Below are 20,841 nucleotides of genomic sequence, written 5' to 3' on the forward strand. Positions count from 1 at the left end.
TCTGCCGGGGCTCACCCGAAAGCCCGCAGCCCGACCCACAGCGCGAGTACTGCGGCGACGAGTGTCAGCGGCACCGACACCAGCCCGAGCGACAGATAGAGACGAGACGACGTCGACGCCGAGTGTCGACGCATGACGTCGCGCCACAGCAGATTGGCCAGCGAACCGAACACGGCCAGGTTGGGGCCGATGTTCACGCCGAGCAGTACCGCGAGCACCAGCGCGGGCTGACCCGCCAAGAGCGGGACGAGCAGCAGGGTCGCCGGGAGATTGTTGAACAGGTTGGCGGCGACCGCTGCGATCACCGCGGCTCCCAGCAGCGCGAGAAGGCCTGCCCCGGACGGCATCAGCGTCGAGAAGAGGTCACCCACGGGGCCGTTGCGCACGGGCAGGATGATCACGCCCAGTGCGGCGACGAAGATCAGGAACGGGACTCCTGCCGCGCGGACGGCGTCGACGCAGGTCGCGCGGGGTGTTCGCCACAGCCACGGCAGCGCCATCGCCAGCGCCCCGATCCCGGCCACGGCCGCCAGCGGGACGCCGAGAGGCTCTGCGACGACGAATCCCACGAGAAGCCCGCCGAGTGCGCCCAACGTCAGCAGCGGCGCTCGTGGCGTCTCGACGTCCTCCGAATGATCCTGCGCCGCATCGGATACGACGAGCTCGGGAGAATCGTCGACCTCACCGTGCCCGCGGGGCGATCTCAGGTCCGCCGCGAAGAACCACCGAAAGACGAGATATTCGACGACGATCGCCGCGACCCACGGCCACGCCATGATCGCGGCGAAGCGCGTGAACGACAGCCCGGCCGCGCCGAAGGCGAGCAGATTGGTCAGGTTGGAGACGGGCAGGAGCGTCGACGCGCTGTTGGCGAGATGGTTGCTCGCGTAGGCGATGGGTGTGACTCGCGCGCCGATGTGTCGTGTGGTCAACACGGCAACCGGGGTCAGCAGCACGATCGTGGTGTCGAGGGACAATACAGCGGTCGTCACGGCAGCGACCACGAATACGATGCGCAGCAATCCGATCGCCGAACCGCGACTCCACCTGGCCAATACCACCCCGACCCAGGTGAAAACACCTGCGCGTGCACAGATCTCGGCGACGACGAGCATGGCCGCGAGAAACCCGATTGTCGGCAGCATGAACCGAACCTCTGCCGCGGCGGTGTGCCAGTCGACGAGACCCAGCGCGGCGACGAGCAAGGCTGCCGGCACGGCGACAACAGCGGGTGGGACGCGTGTGACCGATACGGTGGCGACGATGGTCACGACCAACACGACGACCGCGACCACGGTGCCGAACGCGCTGCTCGCCTCGATCACCGGAGCGAGCCTACGCTGCTCACCTGTCCGTCGAGCGTTGCCTGTCGTCGTCCGCCCAGCCGAACTCGTTGGTCTTCGTCACGGGTTCCCCCATATCGGGGTCGGTCTTGTTGTCGGGGTAGGTGACGGCGACGACACGACGAGGCGCGAGCCACAGCAACACGGCGGAGCCGGCGAGGAGGACCGCTCCGAGGACGACGCACGCCTGATTCATCGGCGTGATGAACGCGTCTTGCGCGCCGTCGAGGATGGCCCGCGCCAGACCGCTCGCCTGCTCGGGAAGCCGGTGTGCCACCTCGGTGGCCTCCGCGAGTGATTTGCCGATGCGAGTCGACGCCTCGTCGGCTTGGGCGAGCAGCGCCTGGCCGCCCGCGGTGTCTCCCGCGGCGATGCGTTGGCGTCCGGCGGCGTCGAGTTGGTCGTGTGCGAGCGTGCTGGTCGCCCCGATTCGGGCCGAGTATCCGGCCGCGAGCAGTGACCCTGCGATAGCGATCCCGATGGCGGCACCGAGTTCGCGCGCGGTGTCGTTGACCGCTGATCCGACGCCCTGGTTGTCCAGCGGTGTGTTCGACATGATGGCCGTGGTCGACGGTGCGGTCGCGAGTCCGATACCGACCGCGATGACACCGGTCATCGCCGCGAACATCGGGTAGCTGTCGTAGTCGATGAGCCCGAGGAGCAGCATCCCGATGCCTGCGACGAGGATTCCGCCGGCGAGGACGAAACGCAGCGAGTGGAACCGCACGGCGACCCAATTGCCGACGAGGGCGAAAGCGCTGACACCGATGACCATCGGCATCAGTGCGAAAGCCGATTGCAGCGGGGAGTAGCCCATCACCAGTTGCAGTCGTTGCAACAGCAGATAGAAGGCGCCGAACGACGCGAAGAACTGCAATGCCACCGAGAGTGCGCCGGAACCGAATGCGCGGTTGGTGAAGAGGCGCACGTCCAGCAGCGGGTCGGTGATGCGCAATTCGACCATGCAGAACGCGACCAACAACACCAGTCCGCCGATCAGCGCGACCAGAACGAGGGCGTCGCCCCACCCGCGGTGTGGTGCTTCGAGAAGACCGAAGACGATTCCGGTCACGCCGAAGACCGATAGGGCGGTACCGCCGAAGTCGAAGCGTCCAGGATTGCTGTCGCGGGAGGTTCCGATCGTCAGGCACAGCAGAGCAGTCACCAGAGCCGACGCCGCGAAAGTGATGAAAATCGAGTGCCACGAGAAGAATTCGAGCAGGACGCCGGTGACGAAGAATCCCGCGATCGCTCCCGCTCCAGCCACCGCCGCCCAAATGCTCACCGCGATACTGCGCTTGTCCGCAGGTACACCGGAGGTGATCAGCGACAGCGTGGTGGGCATGATGAGTGCCGCTGCGACGCCTGCCAGGATTCGGGTGCAGATCAACTGGGTGGGATCGGTCGTCCAGATCGCCAGCAGTGAGGCGACAGAGAAGACGACGAGACCGACGATCAGGACCTCGCGTCGCCCGAAGCGGTCACCGATGGCGCCTGCCGGAAGCAGCAGTGCCGCAAGGGCTAACGTGTAGCCGTCGACGATCCATGTCATCTGGCTCGAGTCGGCGCCGATGTCGATGGCGATGTCGGCGAGTGCGGTGTTCAGCGCGGCCATGGCGGCGACCACCATGCTGACCGCAGCGCAGGCGATCAGGATCAGCCACGCCGCGCGCGTGTTCTCGCGCGTCAGTCGCGTGCGTGTCAGCCTGGCCATGTAGTCCCCGTCGCTATCGAGTCGAGGTTATTCACGACACGCTGCCGGGAAACGCCACAAACTCCTGCACCATGTGACACATTTATCACTGTAGTAACACACTGGGAGTATTCGATCAGGTAGCTGGCGGGTATCCCGGACGATCGAAAGTGAGAGATCATGGCCTCATCCCAGGTCGCATCTTCACGAGCAACCGACACGACGCCGGTCCGCCTGCACATCTGGCGGGTGTTGTCGATGCTGGCCGCGCTGATCGCGGTCGGTGTGGTGTTGGTTCTCATCATCACCTCCGCGGCCTAGCGCGACCAGCCGACACGTCGGACTCAGCCCGCGTACTTCTCGATGACTGCGCCGACTCGTGGAAGTGCCGCGGCCACATAGCCTTTCGCCTTGCCGCGCAGCGAGTTGTACGCCTTCGCGAGCGCAGGCTTGGCGTTCGACACCTGGTCGTCGGTCACCTGGAGCAGCGCTTCGGATGCCGCGTCGGAATTCGCCGCGAGGTGATCACCGAACGCGACGCCGGCAGGCTTGCTGTCCCAGAACGGTTGCAGCGCGCTGAGAAAGTCGGGCAGCAACTGGTCGGTAGCCCGAGTCACGATGTCCGGCTTGATCTTTTGGACAGCGCCGTAAGCCGCTTTGACGGCGGCGCCGCTGAGACCCTTCTGCTCCGACACCTCGGCGTCGATGACGCCGACGAAATCGTTGACCACTGCCGGACGGTTGGCTCCGAGCAGTGACTGCAGCGAATCGCTCATCGAATCTCCTTCATGGCCCGTGGCGCAGCCACGGGAGGTAGCGGGAATGACCGTCAGTGACCTTATCGGTTCCGACTGTGATGGTGCGCGCTGGCGGCATCCACCTACGACGTCGCGTCCGCTACTCCCATCGGACGCTCAGCGGCGTTTCTCGACAACCACGTTCGCCAGCGCCGGGGCATTGTCGCGTTCGATCACCGAGGCCGTCACCAGGAGCCTGTCGGCCTCGTCCCACACGGCAACGTCGAGCGTCTCACCCGGGAACACCACGCCCGCGAAGGTTGCCGAGAAGTCGGCTACCGCAACGACTTCACCGCCGAGGAGTCCGTCGACGACGGCCCGACACACCGATCCATACGTGCACAGGCCGTGCAGGATGGGCCGCGGAAATCCGGCGGCCGCGGCGAATGCCGGGTCGGAGTGCAGTGGGTTGCGGTCGCCGCACAACCGGTAGAGCAGCGCCTGATTCGGCAGCGTGGGGACCTGCAGGATCGCGTCGGGTGCTCGGTCGGGATAGGCGACCTTGCTCGACGCCCCGCGCTCACCTCCGAAACCGCCCTCACCCTTGGCGAAGATCGACGACCGCTCGGTCCACAGCGGTTCGCCCGTCTCGTCGACGGTGATGCCCTCGGAGATGATGACCGCCGCAGACCCTTTGTCCTGGACCTCGACGATCCGCTTGCGCGTCGTCGCCTTGCCCTCCGGCGGCAGTGGTCGATGCGCGGTGGTCTGCTGGCTGCCGTGGACGACCTTCGCCAAATCGATGTCGATACCGGGGAAGGAGGCCGTGGGAGCCTGCGTAGCGTGGAACGTCGCGGCGACCGTCGCGAAGGTCGGCAACACCTTGGGAGCGGCGTCGTCGACGTAGCGCAGGCCATCGACGTCGAGCGGATCACGGGCTGCTCCGACGGCGAGGTGATAGAGCGCGACGTCGGATGCCGTCCACGAGAAGGTGACCTCGGGCAACTCCGCCCCGACTGCGACCGATGGATCGATGGGCACGGCTTACGCTCCTGCCGTCGTCGACGTCGGGGTTGCCTGCCCGGTGCGTGCGGCGGCGTCGAGCGCGGCGAGGTACCCGAAGACGAGCGCGGGGCCGATGGTGGCGCCGGGGCCGGCATAGGTGTGGCCCATGACCGGTGCGCTGGTGTTGCCCGCGGCGTAGAGGCCCTCGATGACCGAGCCGTCCGGTCGCAGCGCGCGGCCGGTCGCGTCGGTGTCGATGCCGCCCTTGGTGCCGAGGTCTCCCGGCACCATCTTGACCGCGTAGAACGGCGCCTTGCGGACCAGCCCGAGGCTCGGGTTGGGCTTGTTGGTGATGTCGCCGTAGTAGTGGTCGTAGCCGCTCTCGCCGCGATGGAAGTCGGCGTCGACGCCGGACTTCGCGAATCCGTTGAAGCGTTCGGTTGTCGCGGTCAGTGCGTCGGCGGGAACGCCGATCTTGTCGGCGAGCTCGGCGATCGTGTCGGCCTTGACGACGACCCCGGAGTCAAACCACTTCTTGGGCAACGGTTGTCGCGCGTTGATCCCCGCGAAGAGATACCGGTTGCGGCACGTCTGGTCGAAGATCAGCCAACCGGGCACGTTCTCTCCCGGGCCCTCGCCCTGGCCGAACTCGCCGCCGTACATCTGGTGCACGGCCTCCACGTAGGGCAGCGATTCGTTCATGAATCGTTCGCCGCGCATGTTGACGATGAACGTGCCGGGGACCGAGCGTTCGGAGAGTGCGAACCACGGCCCGCGCGGCAGGGGAATGGTCGGTCCCCACCAGGCGTCGTCCATCAGCGACACCGCGGCGCCGATCTTGATGCCCGCGTTGATGCCGTCACCGGTGTTCGACGGCGCGCCCGTCGTCCAGTCGGACCCGATCGGTTCGCGCTGGTATTTGCGGCGCATCTCGACGTTGTGCTCGAATCCGCCACACGCGAGGATCACGCCTTTCTCGGCGCGGATGTCGAACTGCTTGCCGTCGGATTCCGCTCTGACCCCGACGATGCGGCCGTCGTCGGTGAGAAGGTCGACGAGGCCGGTGTTCAGTCGCAGGGGAACGCCGGCCTGCCGAACTCCGAGCAGCAGCTCGGCGGCGAGCGCTGCGCCCATCGCGATGAGTTTCTTACCGCGCGAGCGTGCCCAGAAGAATCGGCCGCCGACCTTGGCCATCCGCGCCGGGCCGCGCCAATGGCGTATGCCGGTGTTGAGCCAGCGGTAATCCGATTGCAGCACAACCATGTTCAGCGGCGCCTTGGTGTACTGCGGGTGCAGGGTGTCGAGGTCGTCGCCGAGTGCTCGTGCATCGAAGGGGCGAGGTTCGACGCTGCGCCCGCCGATACGGCCGCCCGGCGCCTCCGGGTAGTAGTCGGAGTAGTTCTTCACCCACTCGAGGTCGAGAGGGGCGTGCTTCATGAGGAAGTCCAGCGCCTCGGGGCCACGGTCGATGTAGGCGTCGATGCGGTCCTCGCGTGCGTGCTCGCCGATGATGGCCTTGACGTACTCGCGGGCCCGGTCGGGTGTGTCGTCGACGCCGTCGCGCTTCAATACGGAGTTGTTGGGGATCCAGACGCCGCCACCCGAGCGCGACGTCGAGCCTCCCCAGTACGGCGACTTCTCGATGATCACCGTCGTGAGGCCCTGCGCCGCAGCGGTGATCGCGGCACTGAGCCCTGCCGCGCCCGCACCCACGACGACGACGTCGTAGGTCTCTGGTTGTTCTTGCTCGCGCTCGCCTGCCATCGGGTTCCCTTCGTGCTCCGTGGTGGAACGTGTTCTCTATACGAATTAGAACACGTTTCAGAAATGTGGCGCCAGGGTGTGGGAGAGTCGGTGCGCATGGAGCAACGTCGAGTGGCTGTCGTGACCGGGGCGAGCCGGGGTGCGGGCAGGGGAATCGCGCTCGCGCTGGGTGCGACCGGGGCCACGGTATACGTGACCGGGCGGACCGAGAACGACGGCGACAGTGCACTGCCCGGTTCGGTGAACTCGACCGCTGCCGAGGTGAGCGCTCGTGGCGGCGTCGGTGTCCCGATGGTGCTCGACCACGCCGACGACGCCGCCGTCGCCGCACTGTTCGAGCGGGTCGGCGACGAGAACGGCGGCTGCCTCGACATCCTGGTCAACAACGCGCTGACCCTTCCGGACGCATTGACGACGAAGGGCCCGTTCTGGAGCAAGCCGCTCTCGCTGACCGACCTGTTCGACGTCGGAATGCGGTCGACGTATGTCGCAAGCTATTACGCCGCACCGCTTCTGGTGCACCGCGGCTCGGGCTTGATCGTCAACACCTCGTCCTTCGGTGGCGCGTGCTACATGCACGGACCCGCGTACGGCGCGGGCAAGGCTGCCGTCGACAAACTGGCTCACGACATGGCCGTCGACTTCCGGCCGCATGACGTCGCCGTGATCTCGCTGTGGATGGGCCTGCTGCTGACCGAGCGCACCCGCGCGGCATTCGCCGATCACCCGGATGCGTATGCCGGTCTCGCCGCCAACGCCGAATCGCCGGAGTTCGTCGGGCGGGTCATCGCCGCGCTCGCCGACGATCCCGATCTGATGTCGCGGAGCGGGCGCGTGCTCATCGCGGCGGAACTCGCCGCCGAGTACGGCGTCGTCGACGCCGACGGCCGACAGCCGCCGTCGCATCGCGCGATGCTCGGCGACCCGCCGACGTTCAGCACGGCCGTCATCGACTGAGGCGTGGACGGAAGCGCGGGTGGGGCGCCGAAGGGACTGCCGCAAAACTGGAACATGTTCTAAACTAGAACGTGTTCATGCCGTGGTGGCCTGTGTGCTCGCCGCGGTAGATGTGAGCCGTACCGACCCCGGAAGTGAGCAGAAGTGGCCGTCGACAAGGCAACTCGCGAGCAGATCGCGGCGGATCTGTGGACAGCAGAACAGACCGCAACCGCCATCGAGCGGCCAACCGACACCCATCCCGACCTCGACGTCGTCGACGCCTACGAGATCCAGCTGATCAATATCCGCAAGCGTCTCGATGCGGGCGCGAAGGTCGCGGGGCACAAGGTCGGCCTTGCGTCGGAAGCCATGCAGAAGATGATGGGCGTCGACGAACCCGACTATGGGCATCTGCTCGACACCATGCAGTACTACGAGTCGACCCCCATCGACACGGCTCGGCTCTGCTTCCCGCGGGTCGAGGTGGAGGTCGGGTTCATCCTCGGCAAGGACCTGCCGGGCGAGGGGTGCACAAACGACGACGTCATCGCCGCCGTCGAGTGGGTGGTGCCGTCTATCGAACTCATCGACTCGCGGATCACGGACTGGAAGATCACACTCTGCGACACCATCGCCGACAACGCGTCGTCGTGCGGATGGATTCTCGGCGAGCAGCGGGTGGCCATCGGCGATATCGACACCGGCGACGTCGACGCGGTGCTGCACCGCAACGGTGAGGTTGTCGCGAAGGGCAATTCGTCTGCGGTGCTCGGGCATCCGCTCAACGCGGTGTCGTGGCTCGCGCGCAAGGTCGAGGGCTTCGGGGTGCGGCTGCGCAAGGGCGACCTGATACTTCCCGGGACCGCGACACGGGCCTTCGACGTCGCGCCGGGCGACCACGTCGTCGCAGAGTTCGCGGGGCTCGGCACCGTCACACTGGACTTCGACTGAGTCCCAACAGTTTTCGTCAAGACCACGACCACACACCCACAGGAGGCACCGTGGCGGCAACGCTGACCGCAGCCATCATCGGGTCGGGCAACATCGGCACCGACCTCATGTACAAACTCGAACGCAGTCAGGTCATCGACCCGCGCTGGATGGTCGGTATCGACGCCGACTCCGAGGGCATGAAACGTGCCGCCGACCACGGGCTGATCACCATGAGCGGCGGCGCCGACGAGTTGCTCGCGTCGTCGGAGAAGCCCGATCTGATCTTCGAGGCGACGTCGGCCTACGTGCACCGCGAGTACGCGCCCCGCTACGAGGAGGCAGGCATCATCGCCGTCGACCTCACACCCGCGGCAGTCGGGCCCGCGGTGGTGCCGCCCGCCAACCTGCGTGAGCATCTCGACGCCCCGAACACCAACATGATCACCTGCGGTGGGCAGGCGACCATCCCGATGGTGCACGCGGTGAGTTCGGTTGTGCCGGTGCCGTATGCGGAGATCGTCGCGTCGGTGGCATCCGTCTCGGCGGGGCCGGGCACGCGCGCCAACATCGACGAGTTCACGCGCACGACGTCGAAGGGGATCGAGACGATCGGGGGTGCGCAGCGCGGCAAGGCGATCATCATCCTCAACCCGGCCGACCCTCCGATGATCATGCGCGACACCATCTTCTGCGCGATTCCCGAGGATGCCGACACCGACGCGATCGCCGCGTCGATCCATCAGCGCGAAAAGGACATCCAGGCATACGTTCCCGGCTATCGGCTGCTGCAGGACCCGCAGTTCGATCCGCCCAGTGTGCTCAACGGCGGGCACGCGCGCGTCTCGATCTTCGTCGAGGTCGAGGGTGCAGGCGACTTTCTACCGCCGTACGCGGGAAACCTCGACATCATGACGGCCGCCGCCACCAAGGTCGGCGAAGAAATCGCGAAGCAGAAGCTGGGGGTGTCGGCATGACCACGGCGACAACAGATCTCATGGCGCACGCGCGCAAGTACTCCGACACGCTCGACATCCGGATCACAGACTCGTCGCTGCGCGACGGCAGCCACCACAAGCGCCACCAGTTCACGGTCGACGAGGTGCGGTCCATCGTCGGCGCGCTCGATGACGCCGGAGTCCCGGTGATCGAGGTGACCCACGGCGACGGACTCGGCGGGTCGTCGTTCAACTACGGCTTCTCCAAAACCCCTGAGCAGGAACTGATCAAGGCGGCCGCCGAAACCGCGCAGCGCGCCAAGATCGCGTTCCTCATGCTGCCGGGGCTGGGTACCAAGGACGACATTCGGGCCGCGCAGGACAACGGCGGCCAGATCTGCCGCATCGCGACGCACTGCACCGAGGCCGACGTGTCGATTCAGCACTTCGGGCTGGCTCGCGAGCTGGGTTTGGAAACCGTCGGCTTCCTGATGATGAGTCACAGTCAGCCGCCGGAAGTGCTTGCCGCGCAGGCGCGCATCATGGCCGACGCCGGCTGCCAGTGCGTGTACGTCGTCGACTCCGCCGGTGCGCTCGTGCTCGAGGACGTCACCGTTCGCGTGCAGGCACTGGTGGCCGAACTCGGCGACGACGCCCAGGTCGGCTTCCACGGCCACGAGAACCTCGACATCGCGGTTGCCAACTCCATCAACGCCATTCGGGCGGGTGCACAGCAGATCGACGGTTCGATCCGACGTTTCGGTGCGGGCGCGGGAAACACGCCGACGGAGGCCTTCGTCGGAGTGTGCGACAAGCTCGGGATCACCACGGGCGTCGACTTCATGAAGATCGCCGACGCCGCGCAAGACGTCGTGCGGCCCGCCATGCCGTCGGAGTGCCTGGTCGACCGCTCGTCGATGATGATGGGCTACGCAGGCTGCTACAGCTCGTTCCTCAAGCACGCCGAGGGGCACGCCGAACGGTACGGCGTCTCCGCGGCGGACATCCTGCTCGAGGCCGGCAACCGCAAACTCGTTGGCGGGCAGGAGGATCAGCTCATCGACATCGCCCTCGAGCTGCGCAAGAAGGCCGACGCGAACGCCGGCGTCTGAGGGGTTCCGCGTTCGCCCAAACGCGGCCCGAACGTGTAGACGCGGCTGGTACACCAGCCGCGTTTGCAGGTTCGAGCCGCGTCTGGAGTTCGACGATCCGCTCACGCCACGTCGAGCTGCAGTTTGGTCAGCCACTGCCGGACCGACGCGGCGACGGTGCCCCGCTCGAGGTCGGCCCAGGTCCAGCGGATCACCATGACGCCGAGTCGGCGCAGTCGGTCCTCGCGCTTCTTCTCCCGGACCACGGCGTCGGTGGCGTCTTCGCCGTCCCGTAAGTACTTCTGGTACTTCACCTTTCCGTCGAACTCCCCGACGAGCAGCCCCGACCAGTCGAAGTCGCTGCGCGCGACGAACCCGTCCTGATCGCGGAACTCGTGTTGCAGACGCGGAATCGGAAGGCCCGCCTCGATGATCTGCGCCCGACACCACGACTCGCCGGGACTCTCCGCGTCGGCGGTGGCGTGTGCGAGCGCACGGCGCGCCTGTCCGACGCCCCGACGCGTGGCCCGCAGCATCTTGCGCATGACCTTGCGGTCGGCGCCGAGGCGCAGCGCGGCGTCGAGCACTGCGAGTGCGCCGGCGAAGCCCATCGGGCTCGTGCATGCGATGTCGACGGCTGTTCGTTCGAGCGAGCTGACCAGCACACCGTCGACGTCGACTGTCTCGCTGGGCGCGACCACTCCGACGTGCGTGTGCCTGGTGGCCGTACGTCCGCCGTGGTTGGCGTCGCCGGTGGTCACGTGCAGGCGCGCGAAGTTGGGTTTGAGCATCGGCAGCCTGTGCATTGCGGCGGCCGACTGGTGGGTCACCACTCCCGCGACGATGCCGAGCGTGGCCGACGCGATCACGGTGAGCCGGTGCGCGTCGTCGGGTGTGCGTTTCTCGGCGGGCGCGAAGGCGCCGCGGCCGACACGGACGATCTCGCCGCGTCGGCACGCTCGGCGCAGATCGTCGTCGGTGAAGCCGTCGGCCAGTGCCTTCTTGCGGTAGATGATGCCGTGGTCGTCTGCGATGAACGGGGTCATGACAGCTCCGACGCGCACGACCGCCCGGCGGTTCCCCTAATGCCCAAACGCGGCCCGAACCTGCAGACGCGGCTGGTACACCGACAGCGTCTGCAAGTTCGAGCCGCGTCTGGAGCGCGGTTACATCCCGGCCGGCGGGTGCCCCAGCGAGATCAGTGCGCCGTTGGGGTCGTGCACCGTGGCGAGGGTGCCGTACGGCGTGTCCGTGGCGGGCATGATGACCGAGCCGCCGAGCTCCTCGGCGCGCTTGACGGTCGCGGGTACGTCGTCGACGCAGATGTAGATCTGCCAGAAGGAGGGCAGTTCCGGCGGAAACAGGTTGGCTGCGTCCATGATTCCGGCGTAGGCCATGTCGCCGAAGAAGACCTGCTCGTACCGCAGCGGGCTGCCCGGCTCGACGATCTCGACGGCGCTGTTGTCGATGACAGACTCGACGCGCGCGCCGACGACCTCGGGGTAGAACACCACCGATTTGGTGTAGTCCTGGCTCACACACTCGAACCAGTACGGGGCGCCGTGGACGCCCCACTCGGCAAAGCCCTTGTGCTTGTTGGCTTTCCAGAAGCCGATCACCGCGCCCGCGGCGTCGACCGCCACGGCCATCGTGCCCTCCTCGCCGACCTCCATCGGAGGCAGCATGACCGATCCGCCCGCTGCCTTGACCAGCTCGAGAGTGGCCTCGGGGTCGTCGGTGCGAAGGTACGACGACCAGACGTTGGGCACCGACCCTTCGCCCATGGCGGGCATCAGGCCGGCGACGCGGTGACCGTTGAGAGTGAAGTTCTGGTATCCGCCGAAGTCGGGGTTCGGATCCTCGACCTTCCACCCGAACAGGTCGCTGTAGAAGTCGATCGCCTTGGCGGTGTTGCTGCTCATCAGGTCGAACCAGACAGGTGCGCCGGGGGGAGCGGTGTATTCGGTCATGGCAGTGGCTCTTCTCTGTGGTCGCTGGTCTCGGACGCTGGTACTGACCTCCATCCTCGCGAAAAGTCATCGGCGGCGTCGGCGAACACCGGAGGTCGGTACGCGAGCGAGACCCGGGGTGGCACGCTTGACCCCATGACAGAACGTGCGCGCGCACTCGCATGGCCGCTTTTCGCGGTGTCCGGCCTGCTGATCGTCGCGTTCAGTCTGGTGTCGTGGGGCGACTCCAGCCAGGGGCTCAACTCCAAGATCTCCGGTGTCGGGCGCGTATCGGTGCCGGGTGCGGCGCCGGAAGACGTCGCATTTCTGGAAGCGCACACGCAACGCCCGGGGCTGGTCACCATCATCCTGGGTGCGGTGATCGCTGCCGTCGCGGCAGTGGGCTGGTGGCGTCGTCGGCTGCGTCCGATCGCACTTTCAGTGATCGGGCTCGCCGCGGTCGGAGCCGCGGTGGCCGCGGGATTCGTGGTTGCTGACCCGTCCGGACGACTGCTCGACGACGCGGTGACCAGCACCCTCGACCTCGCGCCGGGCGAACAGATCCTCCAACCGGGCTACGGCGTGATCGCGGTGCTCGTCGTCGCGATCCTGGTGGCCGTCGGCGTGGTGTTTGTCAGCGCCACAGCAGTGCTCACCAGTACCCGTCGGGATCGGACTCCGGCGACTCCGCCGGGATGATCCCTTCTGCGACACCGTGATCGATGCTCGCCGACAGTCGTGAGCAGGTCGGGACGAGCGCCGGATTCCCGCCCTCGGCACGTATGCGGGCGAGTTCGTTGCACCGCTCCCGGGCGTCGGCGTTCCACTGCACGCTGGTGTGGTGCGAGCTGGTCTTCTTGACCAGCACGCACGCATGGCATCCGCGGCACTCGATCTCGGTCATGCCGCCGCGAAGGTAGTGTTCGCGGTCGCGTGCCGTCGACTCGTGGACCGCGGCCCGACGCTGCGGGTCGTCGCCGAAGTCGGGTGCCTTCGACCACCCGGCGAGGGCGGGTGAGGCGCCCCGTGGGGTCTCGCCCTCCTCGATGCGATCGGCGGCCCTGGTCATGCTCAGACGCGCGTGTCGGTGTCGGACGAGTTGTCCGCGGAGGAATCTTCAGGAGCCGCAGCCTCTGCCGCCTCGCGTTCCTGCTTGCGGCGCAGGTTCTCGGCCACCTCGATGCTCCAGTTCTCGACGGCCTTGGTGGTGTCGATCTCGTACTCGAAGCGCTGGGTCATCTCGTCCGTGACGTCGGCCTTGTCGACGTAGAACTGCTCGTACCAGCGTCGAAGCTGGTAGACCGGACCGTCTTCTTCGACGAGGAGTGGGTTGTCGATGCGCGTCTTGTTCTTCCAGATCTCGACGTCCTGCAGGAACCCGACCTCGACGCCCTTGGAGATCTTGTGGGCCATCCGCGACGCCTGCTCACCCGTCATGCCCTCGGGCACCTTGGCCATCACGCCGTACATCAGGACGAACGAATTGGCGTCGATGGGGTAGTGGCAGTTGGTCAGGATGGTCTCGATCTTGAAGTCGCCGTAGAACTGGACCATCGGGTTCAGCATGTACGACGGCCCGTAATAGGCGGCCATCGATTCGAGTCGGCTCTCGGCGTATCCGCTGCCGAAGTCGATGTCGGGTCGGCCGTGGGAGTTCATGTACTGCGCGGCGGTCTCGCCCTCGAAGACGTTCTTGAAGTAGTCGGGCAGCGCGTAGTGGACGTAGAAGAAGTGCGCCATGTCGACGACGTTGTCGATGATCTCGCGGCAGTTGGAACCCTCGATCACCAGGCGGTTCCAGGTCCATCCGGTCCAGGCGTCGCTACCGACCTCGTCGAGTTCCGGGACGACGCAGTCATCCGGTGGCGGGTTGCCCTCCGGGTCGTTGTAGACGAAAACCTGTCCGTTGCGGATCATCGTCGGCCACGAACGAGTCTTGGCGAGTTTGGGATTGCGCTTCGCGTACGGCACGCCTGCGCAACGCCCGTTGCCCTTCCACATCCAGCCGTGGAACGGGCATGCGACGTTGCCGTCGCGGATCGAGCCCTGGCTGAGATCGCCGCCCATGTGCCTGCAGTACGCGTCGAGGATGTTGACCTCGCCGTCGTGTATCCACAGCGCAAGTTTGGTGCCGAACACGGTGATCGAGTGTGGCTCGCCGTCGTCGAACTCGGACAGCAGACCCAGGCAGTGCCAGCCGCGCGCGAACCGCGTCGGGGGTACCCCGGTGTCGATCTCGCGCACGTCACTGTCGCGTGCCGCACCGGATGCTCCGGTGTGTGCAGCGGGTCGTGGGGTGACGGTCATCTCGGGCGCTCCTTGATCTCGGGGCTGTGCTGTGCGGTTCGCTCTTCATCGAATACTAGAACAGGTTCCAGTATTCGTGTCCACATCGACTCTGCGCCGCTCGATCGCAGCAGTACATGGGGCCAAGGTCCTGTGTTTCCCAATATCTCGACAAAAACTAGAACCTGTTCTAATCTCAGATTTGAAACCAGTGTCTCACGAACGCGAATCGACAGGTAGGAGCCGGGCCAGATGCCAGCACATGAGCCGTCAGCACTTCAATCGGTGGCGCCGGACGCGCAGACGAGCGCCGACCGGGCAGACGCAGCTGCACAGGTGCTCGAGAAGATCAACGCGCTGCTGCCCGAGATCGAGCAGCGGGCGCAGCAGACCGAGGACCTCCGCCAGATCCCCGACGAAACGGTGTCCAGCCTCGACGACGCGGGCTTCTTCAAGCTCCTGCAGCCGTCGCAGTGGGGTGGATACGAGGCCGACCCGGTCACGTTCTACGAGGCAGTGCGCAGGATCGGCAGTGCATGTGGATCGACCGGGTGGGTCTCGGGCATCATCGGCGTCCACAACTGGCACCTCGCACTGTTCGATCAGCAGGCGCAGGAAGACGTCTGGGGCTCCGATCCGTCGGTGCGCATCTCGTCGTCGTATGCCCCGATGGGTGCCGGCCAGGTTGTCGACGGCGGGTACGTCGTGAACGGGTCGTGGGCGTGGTCGTCGGGTAGTGGCATCGCCGACTGGGTGTTCGTCGGTGGTCCGGTCATCAAGGACGGCAAGCCCGTCGACTTCGTCAGCTTCCTGATTCCGCGCGAGGACTACAACATCAAGGACGTCTGGAACGTGGTGGGGCTGCGGGGCACCGGCTCGAACACGATCGAGGTCAAGGACGTCTTCGTGCCACGGCATCGCATGCTCAGTTACCGCACGATGGGGATGGGTCAGGCGCCAGGGCTCGAGCGCAACACCGCTCCGGTGTACAAGATGCCCTGGGGCACAATTCATCCCAGCACCATCTCGACGCCGATCGTCGGTATGGCATACGGGGCGTACGCCGCGCATGTCGAACATCAGGGCAAGCGTGTACGTGCGGCCTATGCGGGAGAGAAGGCCAAGGACGATCCGTTCGCGAAGGTCCGGATCGCCGGTGCGGCAAGCGATATCGACGCGGCGTGGCGACAGTTGTCGGGCAATCTCGCCGACGAATACAACTACATCTTGCGCGGCGAGGAAGTGCCGATGGAACTGCGGCTCGCCGCACGTCGCGACCAGGTACGGGCCACCGGGCGGGCGATCGCCTCGATCGACACGCTGTTCGAGAACTCGGGTGCACACGCCCTCGAGAACGGCACGCCCATCCAGCGATTCTGGCGCGATGCCCACGCGGGTCGCGTCCACGCCGCCAACGACCCCGAGCGGGCCTACGTCGCATTCGGCAACGGGGAGTTCGGGATTCCCGTCGGCGACACGATGGTCTGAGTGGAGCACCTGAAACGATGAGCGACAGCCCCATCAGTTCCCTCGGCTACATGCGCATCGAGGCCACCGACATGGCCGCGTGGCGCGAATACGGACTCAAGGTCCTCGGCATGATCGAGGGCAAGGGTGCAACGCCCGATGCCCTCTATCTGCGCATGGACGATTTTCCCGCGCGACTAGTCATCGTGCCGTCCGACCGCGACCATCTCGGCAGCACCGGCTGGGAATGTCCGAATGCGCAAGCGCTGCAGGATGTTCGGGACCGTCTCGCATCCGCGGGCGTGATCTTCCGCGAGGGCAAGGACGAGGAACGCCTCGACCGTCGGGTCGACGAGATGATCATCTTCGACGACCCGGCGGGCAATACCCTCGAGGTATTTCACGGTGCGGCACTGGAACATCGGCGCGTCGTCAGCCCGTACGGGCACTCGTTCGTCACCGGCGACCAGGGACTCGGCCACGTCGTACTCACCTGCGACGACGACAAAGCAGCACTGGCCTTCTATCGCGATGTCCTCGGCTTCAAGCTGCGTGACTCGATGCGACTCCCACCGCAGGCGGTGGGTCGCGAAGAGGGCGACGAGGTTCCGTGGCTGCGCTTCCTCGGATGCAACCCGAGACACCATTCGCTCGCGTTCCTGCCCATGCCGAACGCGACGGGCATCGTGCACCTCATGGTCGAGGTCGGTGAGTCCGACGACGTCGGGCTCTGCCTCGACAGGGCGCTGCGTCGAAAGGTGCCGATGTCGGCATCTCTCGGACGCCACGTCAACGACCTGATGCTCTCGTTCTACATGAAGACGCCCGGCGGATTCGACGTCGAATTCGGCTGTGAGGGACGGCAGGTCGACGACGGCGAGTGGGTGGCGAGGGAGAGTACCGCGGTGAGCTTGTGGGGACACGACTTCACCGTCGGATTCAAGAACCAGTGAACGGGAGGGCGAGCGCCCAGATGGCTGCGACACCGTACGGGTCAAGTGATTTCGACACACGTCAGTTCCGCACCGCGATGGGGCAGTTCTGTACCGGCGTCACGGTCATCACCACGCTCACCGCTGACGGGGCGCCGTCGGGGTTCGCCTGTCAGTCGTTCGCGGCGCTCTCGCTCGATCCGCCGCTCGTGCTCTTCTGCCCGCAGAAGACGTCGCGGACCTGGCGGGTGATCGAGGAGAACGGGAGCTTCTGCGTCAACATCCTCTCCAACCGGCAGCAGGATGTCAGTGCGGCGTTCGGTGCACCGGGCGACGACAAGTTCGCGGGAATCGCCTGGGACCCGTCGCCTGCAGGACTCCCCGTCATCAGACACGGTTTGACGTGGGTCGAGTGTTCCGTCGAACGCGTCGACGACGGCGGCGACCACCACATCGTGATCGGTCGGGTGCTGACACTCGGAGAAGTGTTGCAGGACAAGCCGCTTCTCTTCTACCGGGGTGGCTATCTCTCGACCGAGCATCCGCGGGTCACCCCAGCGCAGGCCGAGCTAGACAACTTCCTGACATGGACCGGAGGAGACACGTGGCTGTGACGACGACCCCCATCTCGCGAACAGTCGACGTCACCGGTCCCTTCACCGACGCCATCACACAGGCGCAGACATTGATCGCCAATGCCGACTTCGCACTCACGGAGGCCGATCTCGCAGAGGGATTCGACTACCTGGCCGGAAGCATCGCGGCGACACTGCAATTGGCGCGAGCGCGCAGTCGAACCCATCCCGGGTTCGTGACCTCAACGGGACCGACCACCAAGATTGGCCTCGACAACCCGGACACCCTCTACCTCCACGCAGACATCGAGCCGAACGCAACGTATCGGGTCTGGGGACGACGCGGCAGCACAACGGATCTGAGCTTCCAGGTACTCCGCGGCGACTACACACCAAGCGAAGTGCCCGGCGGTGACGACGCCTTCGACGACCGGCGGATTCCGATCAACTCCCACGGGACGTTCGAGATCACCTTCGGGCCGGATCTGTCCGCTGCATCTGCGCGCGACGACTACTTCGCCCTCGGCGACGGAGCGTCGATGCTCGCGGTGCGTGAGGTGTATTCCGACTGGTCGCAGCGTAGGGGAGAGATCGCCATCGAGCGGGTCGACACGGTGGGCAGCGCCCCCGCCGACCTCGACCTCGCGCGGGTGCAGCGACGGTACGCCACCGCGGGCAAGATGCTCCTGGCACGGCTGAATACCTGGTTCAACTTTCCGAAGTGGTTCTACCTCGACGAGCCGGTCAACACCTTCACGCCGCCGCGGCTCACCCCCGGTGGATTGTCGACGCAGTATTCTTCCGTCGGGCATTTCAGACTGCTGCCCGGTGAGGCCATGATCATCACGGTTCCGAAATCTGCTGCGCCGTATCAGGGTTTTCAGCTCGGCAGCATGTGGTACATCTCGCTCGACTACGTCAACCACCAGACCAGCCTGAACTCCGCGCAGGCGCAGGTCGACCGCGACGGCATGATCCGATTGGTGCTCGCACACGACAATCCCGGCGTCGCCAACTGGATCGAGACCACCGGTCACGAGGTCGGGATCATGCAATTCCGATGGCAGCGAACAGATGTGCCGATCCCGCCGGAACAGGGGCCGACGGCACAGGTCGTCGACGCGGGCGACATCGCCGATCATCTGCCCTACCTCGACGACAACAGGCTCGACCCCGCGGGCTGGGCTGCGCGAATTGCCCTCCGCCAGCGCGGCTTTGCAGAGAGAATGCTGGGATGACCGAGATGGCGCGTGCGGGGCTGCTCGACGACAAGGTGGTCGTCGTGTCCGGGGTTGGGCCGGGACTCGGCCGATCAATCTGTCTGCGCGCGGCAGCACACGGCGCTCGCGTGGTGCTCGCCGCGCGAACCGAGTCGCGGCTCAAGGAGATCTCCGCGGAGGTAGACGCTGCCGGCGGTCGCTCGCTTGTCGTCCCCACCGACATCACCGACGACGACGCGGTCGACCAGTTGGTCGCTGCCACTCTTGCCGAGTTCGGACGGGTCGACGTCGTCGTGAACAATGCCTTCGCGGTTCCGTCTATGAAGCCGTTGGCCCGCACTGACTTCGAGCAGATCAACGCGAGTATCGAGCTGACCGTACTCGGGACGCTGCGCGTCGTGAAAGCCTTCACCGCCGCGCTTGCCGACGCGGCGTCGGAATCTCCTTCGCCGCGAGCGACGAGCGCGATAGTCAACATCAACTCGATGGTCATCCGACACTCCGAACCGCGCTATGGCAGTTACAAGTTGGCGAAGGCGGCGCTGCTCGCCATGTCGCAGACGTTGGCCACGGAATTGGGTGACAAGCGGATACGGGTGAACTCCGTTGCGCCAGGCTATATCTGGGACGATCAGCTGAAGTGGTACTTCGGCGAGGTCGCCAAGAAGTACGGCATCAGCGAGGACGACGTCTACGCGCAGACCGCCGCGCGCTCCGACCTCAAGCGTCTGCCGGAGCCGGACGAGATCGCTGACGCCGTCGTATTTCTCGCCTCCGATGCGGCCAGTGCGATCACCGGTCACACCCTCGACGTGAACTGTGGGGAATACCATGACTGAGTCAGTCGGCAGGCGCAACGTCGGTACGATCGACGATCTGCACGAATCGGCTATGCGGACAACGGGTCTCGATGACTTCGGCGACGACGCATACCTCGAGCCGCTCGGCGTGCTACTCGATTCGTACGCGAACGAAGCGGGCCTCACCGAGCTCGGTAGCAAGATGTTTCGATACTTCCTCAAGGGGGCGTTGATCGCTCGACTGATGAGCGAAGCGTCGTGGCGGGCCACCCCGTCGTACGCCGACGTCGAGATCACCCGTCCGATCTTCGTGACCGGGCTGCCCCGCACCGGGACCACCGCCCTGCATCGACTGCTCGCCGCCGACCCCGCGCACCAGGGACTCGAGATGTGGCTGACCGAGTTTCCGCAGCCGCGGCCGCCGCGCGAGCAGTGGGCGTCCAATCCGGTCTATCAGCAGATCGACGCGGGTATCGCGCAACACCACGTCGAGAATCCGGAATTCATGGGTCTGCACTATCTCGACGCCAGTGAGGTCGAGGAGTGCTGGCAGTTGTTGCGGCAGAGCATCATGTCGATCTCGTACGAATCGCTCGCCTACGTGCCGACGTACTCGAGGTGGCTCGCTGAGCAGGACTGGACACCGGCCTACGCGCGGCATCGTCGAAATCTTCAGATGATCGGCTCGAACGATCGCGGGAAACGATGGGTGCTGAAGAACCCGAGTCATCTCTTCGCCCTCGACGCGCTGATGGCGGTGTATCCCGACGCGCTGGTGATCCAGACGCATCGCGCGCCGGAGACGAGCATCGCGTCGATGTGCAGTCTCGCCGAACACGCCACTCCGGGGTGGTCGACTGTCTTCGTCGGCGACACGATCGGACGTACACAACTCGACCTCTGGTCACGTGGATTGCACCAATTCTCGCAGGCGCGTGCGCAATACGACGAGGCGCAGTTCCTCGACGTCGACTTCGACGACCTGCGGGCAGACCCGCTCGGGACCGTCGAACGCGTGTATGCGGCGCTGGGCACCGACATCTCGGAACCGGCGCGCGCCGCGATGGTCGCCCTTGATGCCGAGAGCGCGTCGGGCGCACGTCGGCCCCAACATCGGTATGCCCTCTCGGATTACGGATTCACGGAGGCGGAGGTCGCCGCGGCGTTCTAGA

21 protein-coding genes are annotated in these 20,841 nt (G+C 65.9%); 12 read left to right on the forward strand and 9 right to left on the reverse strand.

Annotated features, from left to right (window positions below; translation table 11 throughout):
* Nucleotides 1-11 precede the first annotated feature (11 nt).
* Nucleotides 12-1,325, reverse strand: coding sequence for an SLC13 family permease (locus RND64_RS03830; protein WP_049697720.1), 1,314 nt, complete (start codon nucleotides 1,323-1,325; stop codon nucleotides 12-14).
* Between the two features lie 19 nt (nucleotides 1,326-1,344).
* Nucleotides 1,345-3,057 carry an MFS transporter gene (locus RND64_RS03835; RefSeq protein ID WP_049697721.1) on the reverse strand — a complete coding sequence of 571 codons (1,713 nt, stop codon included), beginning with the start codon at nucleotides 3,055-3,057 and terminating at the stop codon, nucleotides 1,345-1,347.
* Between the two features lie 159 nt (nucleotides 3,058-3,216).
* Between RND64_RS03835 and RND64_RS03840 the strand changes: the two genes are divergently transcribed.
* Nucleotides 3,217-3,357, forward strand: a complete 141-nt coding sequence (locus RND64_RS03840; RefSeq protein WP_197494559.1) for a hypothetical protein — start codon at nucleotides 3,217-3,219, stop codon at nucleotides 3,355-3,357.
* A 23-nt stretch (nucleotides 3,358-3,380) separates the two neighbouring features.
* Here RND64_RS03840 and RND64_RS03845 read toward each other — a convergent pair whose 3' ends face one another.
* The 3 genes from RND64_RS03845 to kstD all read right to left on the reverse strand — a co-directional run bounded on the left by RND64_RS03845 (nucleotide 3,381) and on the right by kstD (nucleotide 6,542).
* Nucleotides 3,381-3,812 (reverse strand): DUF6918 family protein, encoded by a 432-nt coding sequence (locus tag RND64_RS03845; RefSeq protein WP_049697722.1) that lies wholly within the window; start codon nucleotides 3,810-3,812, stop codon nucleotides 3,381-3,383.
* A gap of 138 nt (nucleotides 3,813-3,950) precedes the next feature.
* Nucleotides 3,951-4,814: a MaoC/PaaZ C-terminal domain-containing protein gene (locus tag RND64_RS03850; RefSeq protein WP_049697723.1), complete on the reverse strand. Its 864-nt coding sequence runs from the start codon at nucleotides 4,812-4,814 to the stop codon at nucleotides 3,951-3,953.
* A gap of 3 nt (nucleotides 4,815-4,817) precedes the next feature.
* Complete coding sequence (gene kstD, locus RND64_RS03855) at nucleotides 4,818-6,542, reverse strand: 3-oxosteroid 1-dehydrogenase (RefSeq protein WP_049697724.1); 1,725 nt, start codon at nucleotides 6,540-6,542, stop codon at nucleotides 4,818-4,820.
* Nucleotides 6,543-6,638: 96 nt separating this feature from the next.
* On the opposite strand from kstD, the gene RND64_RS03860 reads away from it, so the two are divergent.
* The 4 genes from RND64_RS03860 to dmpG all read left to right on the forward strand — a co-directional run bounded on the left by RND64_RS03860 (nucleotide 6,639) and on the right by dmpG (nucleotide 10,461).
* Nucleotides 6,639-7,499 carry an SDR family NAD(P)-dependent oxidoreductase gene (locus tag RND64_RS03860; RefSeq protein WP_231894254.1) on the forward strand — a complete coding sequence of 287 codons (861 nt, stop codon included), beginning with the start codon at nucleotides 6,639-6,641 and terminating at the stop codon, nucleotides 7,497-7,499.
* A gap of 144 nt (nucleotides 7,500-7,643) precedes the next feature.
* Nucleotides 7,644-8,432, forward strand: a complete 789-nt coding sequence (locus RND64_RS03865; RefSeq protein WP_049697726.1) for a 2-keto-4-pentenoate hydratase — start codon at nucleotides 7,644-7,646, stop codon at nucleotides 8,430-8,432.
* 50 nt (nucleotides 8,433-8,482) lie between these two features.
* A complete protein-coding gene (locus RND64_RS03870) occupies nucleotides 8,483-9,388 on the forward strand; it encodes an acetaldehyde dehydrogenase (acetylating) (RefSeq protein ID WP_005204120.1) in 906 nt (301 codons plus the stop codon).
* The gene (gene dmpG, locus RND64_RS03875) at nucleotides 9,385-10,461 is read left to right on the forward strand and encodes a 4-hydroxy-2-oxovalerate aldolase (protein WP_049697727.1); all 1,077 of its coding nucleotides are present in this window, start codon (nucleotides 9,385-9,387) and stop codon (nucleotides 10,459-10,461) included. Before RND64_RS03870 ends, dmpG begins: the two co-directional genes overlap by 4 nt.
* A gap of 101 nt (nucleotides 10,462-10,562) precedes the next feature.
* On the opposite strand, the gene RND64_RS03880 is transcribed toward dmpG, so the two are convergent.
* Together RND64_RS03880 and RND64_RS03885 are read right to left on the reverse strand one after the other, a co-directional pair.
* Nucleotides 10,563-11,486 carry a type IV toxin-antitoxin system AbiEi family antitoxin domain-containing protein gene (locus tag RND64_RS03880; protein ID WP_049697728.1) on the reverse strand — a complete coding sequence of 308 codons (924 nt, stop codon included), beginning with the start codon at nucleotides 11,484-11,486 and terminating at the stop codon, nucleotides 10,563-10,565.
* Between the two features lie 120 nt (nucleotides 11,487-11,606).
* Nucleotides 11,607-12,410 (reverse strand): VOC family protein, encoded by an 804-nt coding sequence (locus RND64_RS03885; RefSeq protein ID WP_270483459.1) that lies wholly within the window; start codon nucleotides 12,408-12,410, stop codon nucleotides 11,607-11,609.
* 135 nt (nucleotides 12,411-12,545) lie between these two features.
* On the opposite strand from RND64_RS03885, the gene RND64_RS03890 reads away from it, so the two are divergent.
* On the forward strand, nucleotides 12,546-13,088 hold the full coding sequence (locus tag RND64_RS03890; RefSeq protein WP_152929999.1) for a hypothetical protein: 543 nt from the start codon (nucleotides 12,546-12,548) through the stop codon (nucleotides 13,086-13,088).
* Here the strand turns inward: RND64_RS03890 and RND64_RS03895 are convergent.
* Both RND64_RS03895 and RND64_RS03900 read right to left on the reverse strand, forming a co-directional pair.
* Entirely contained in the window at nucleotides 13,042-13,458 is a 417-nt protein-coding gene (locus RND64_RS03895; RefSeq protein ID WP_049697730.1) for a hypothetical protein, read from the reverse strand. The genes RND64_RS03890 and RND64_RS03895 overlap by 47 nt on opposite strands.
* 2 nt (nucleotides 13,459-13,460) lie before the next feature.
* Nucleotides 13,461-14,696 carry a Rieske 2Fe-2S domain-containing protein gene (locus RND64_RS03900; RefSeq protein ID WP_064869009.1) on the reverse strand — a complete coding sequence of 412 codons (1,236 nt, stop codon included), beginning with the start codon at nucleotides 14,694-14,696 and terminating at the stop codon, nucleotides 13,461-13,463.
* A gap of 231 nt (nucleotides 14,697-14,927) precedes the next feature.
* On the opposite strand from RND64_RS03900, the gene hsaA reads away from it, so the two are divergent.
* Genes hsaA through RND64_RS03930 form a run of 6 tightly spaced genes read left to right on the forward strand, consistent with a single transcriptional unit; the run spans nucleotide 14,928 to nucleotide 20,840 of the window.
* Entirely contained in the window at nucleotides 14,928-16,163 is a 1,236-nt protein-coding gene (gene hsaA / locus RND64_RS03905; RefSeq protein WP_049697732.1) for a 3-hydroxy-9,10-secoandrosta-1,3,5(10)-triene-9,17-dione monooxygenase oxygenase subunit, read from the forward strand.
* 17 nt (nucleotides 16,164-16,180) lie between these two features.
* Nucleotides 16,181-17,095 (forward strand): iron-dependent extradiol dioxygenase HsaC, encoded by a 915-nt coding sequence (gene hsaC / locus RND64_RS03910; RefSeq protein ID WP_049697733.1) that lies wholly within the window; start codon nucleotides 16,181-16,183, stop codon nucleotides 17,093-17,095.
* A gap of 20 nt (nucleotides 17,096-17,115) precedes the next feature.
* A complete protein-coding gene (gene hsaB / locus RND64_RS03915; RefSeq protein WP_049697734.1) occupies nucleotides 17,116-17,688 on the forward strand; it encodes a 3-hydroxy-9,10-secoandrosta-1,3,5(10)-triene-9,17-dione monooxygenase reductase subunit in 573 nt (190 codons plus the stop codon).
* On the forward strand, nucleotides 17,661-18,887 hold the full coding sequence (locus tag RND64_RS03920; RefSeq protein ID WP_082938030.1) for a hypothetical protein: 1,227 nt from the start codon (nucleotides 17,661-17,663) through the stop codon (nucleotides 18,885-18,887). Before hsaB ends, RND64_RS03920 begins: the two co-directional genes overlap by 28 nt.
* Complete coding sequence (locus RND64_RS03925; protein WP_049697736.1) at nucleotides 18,884-19,708, forward strand: SDR family oxidoreductase; 825 nt, start codon at nucleotides 18,884-18,886, stop codon at nucleotides 19,706-19,708. Before RND64_RS03920 ends, RND64_RS03925 begins: the two co-directional genes overlap by 4 nt.
* Nucleotides 19,701-20,840 (forward strand): sulfotransferase family protein, encoded by a 1,140-nt coding sequence (locus RND64_RS03930; protein ID WP_270483455.1) that lies wholly within the window; start codon nucleotides 19,701-19,703, stop codon nucleotides 20,838-20,840. The genes RND64_RS03925 and RND64_RS03930 overlap by 8 nt, the downstream gene beginning before the upstream one ends.
* Nucleotide 20,841: the final 1 nt, after the last annotated feature.

It is taken from the genome of Gordonia sp. w5E2 (assembly GCF_036540975.1).
Classification (GTDB): domain Bacteria; phylum Actinomycetota; class Actinomycetes; order Mycobacteriales; family Mycobacteriaceae; genus Gordonia; species Gordonia jacobaea.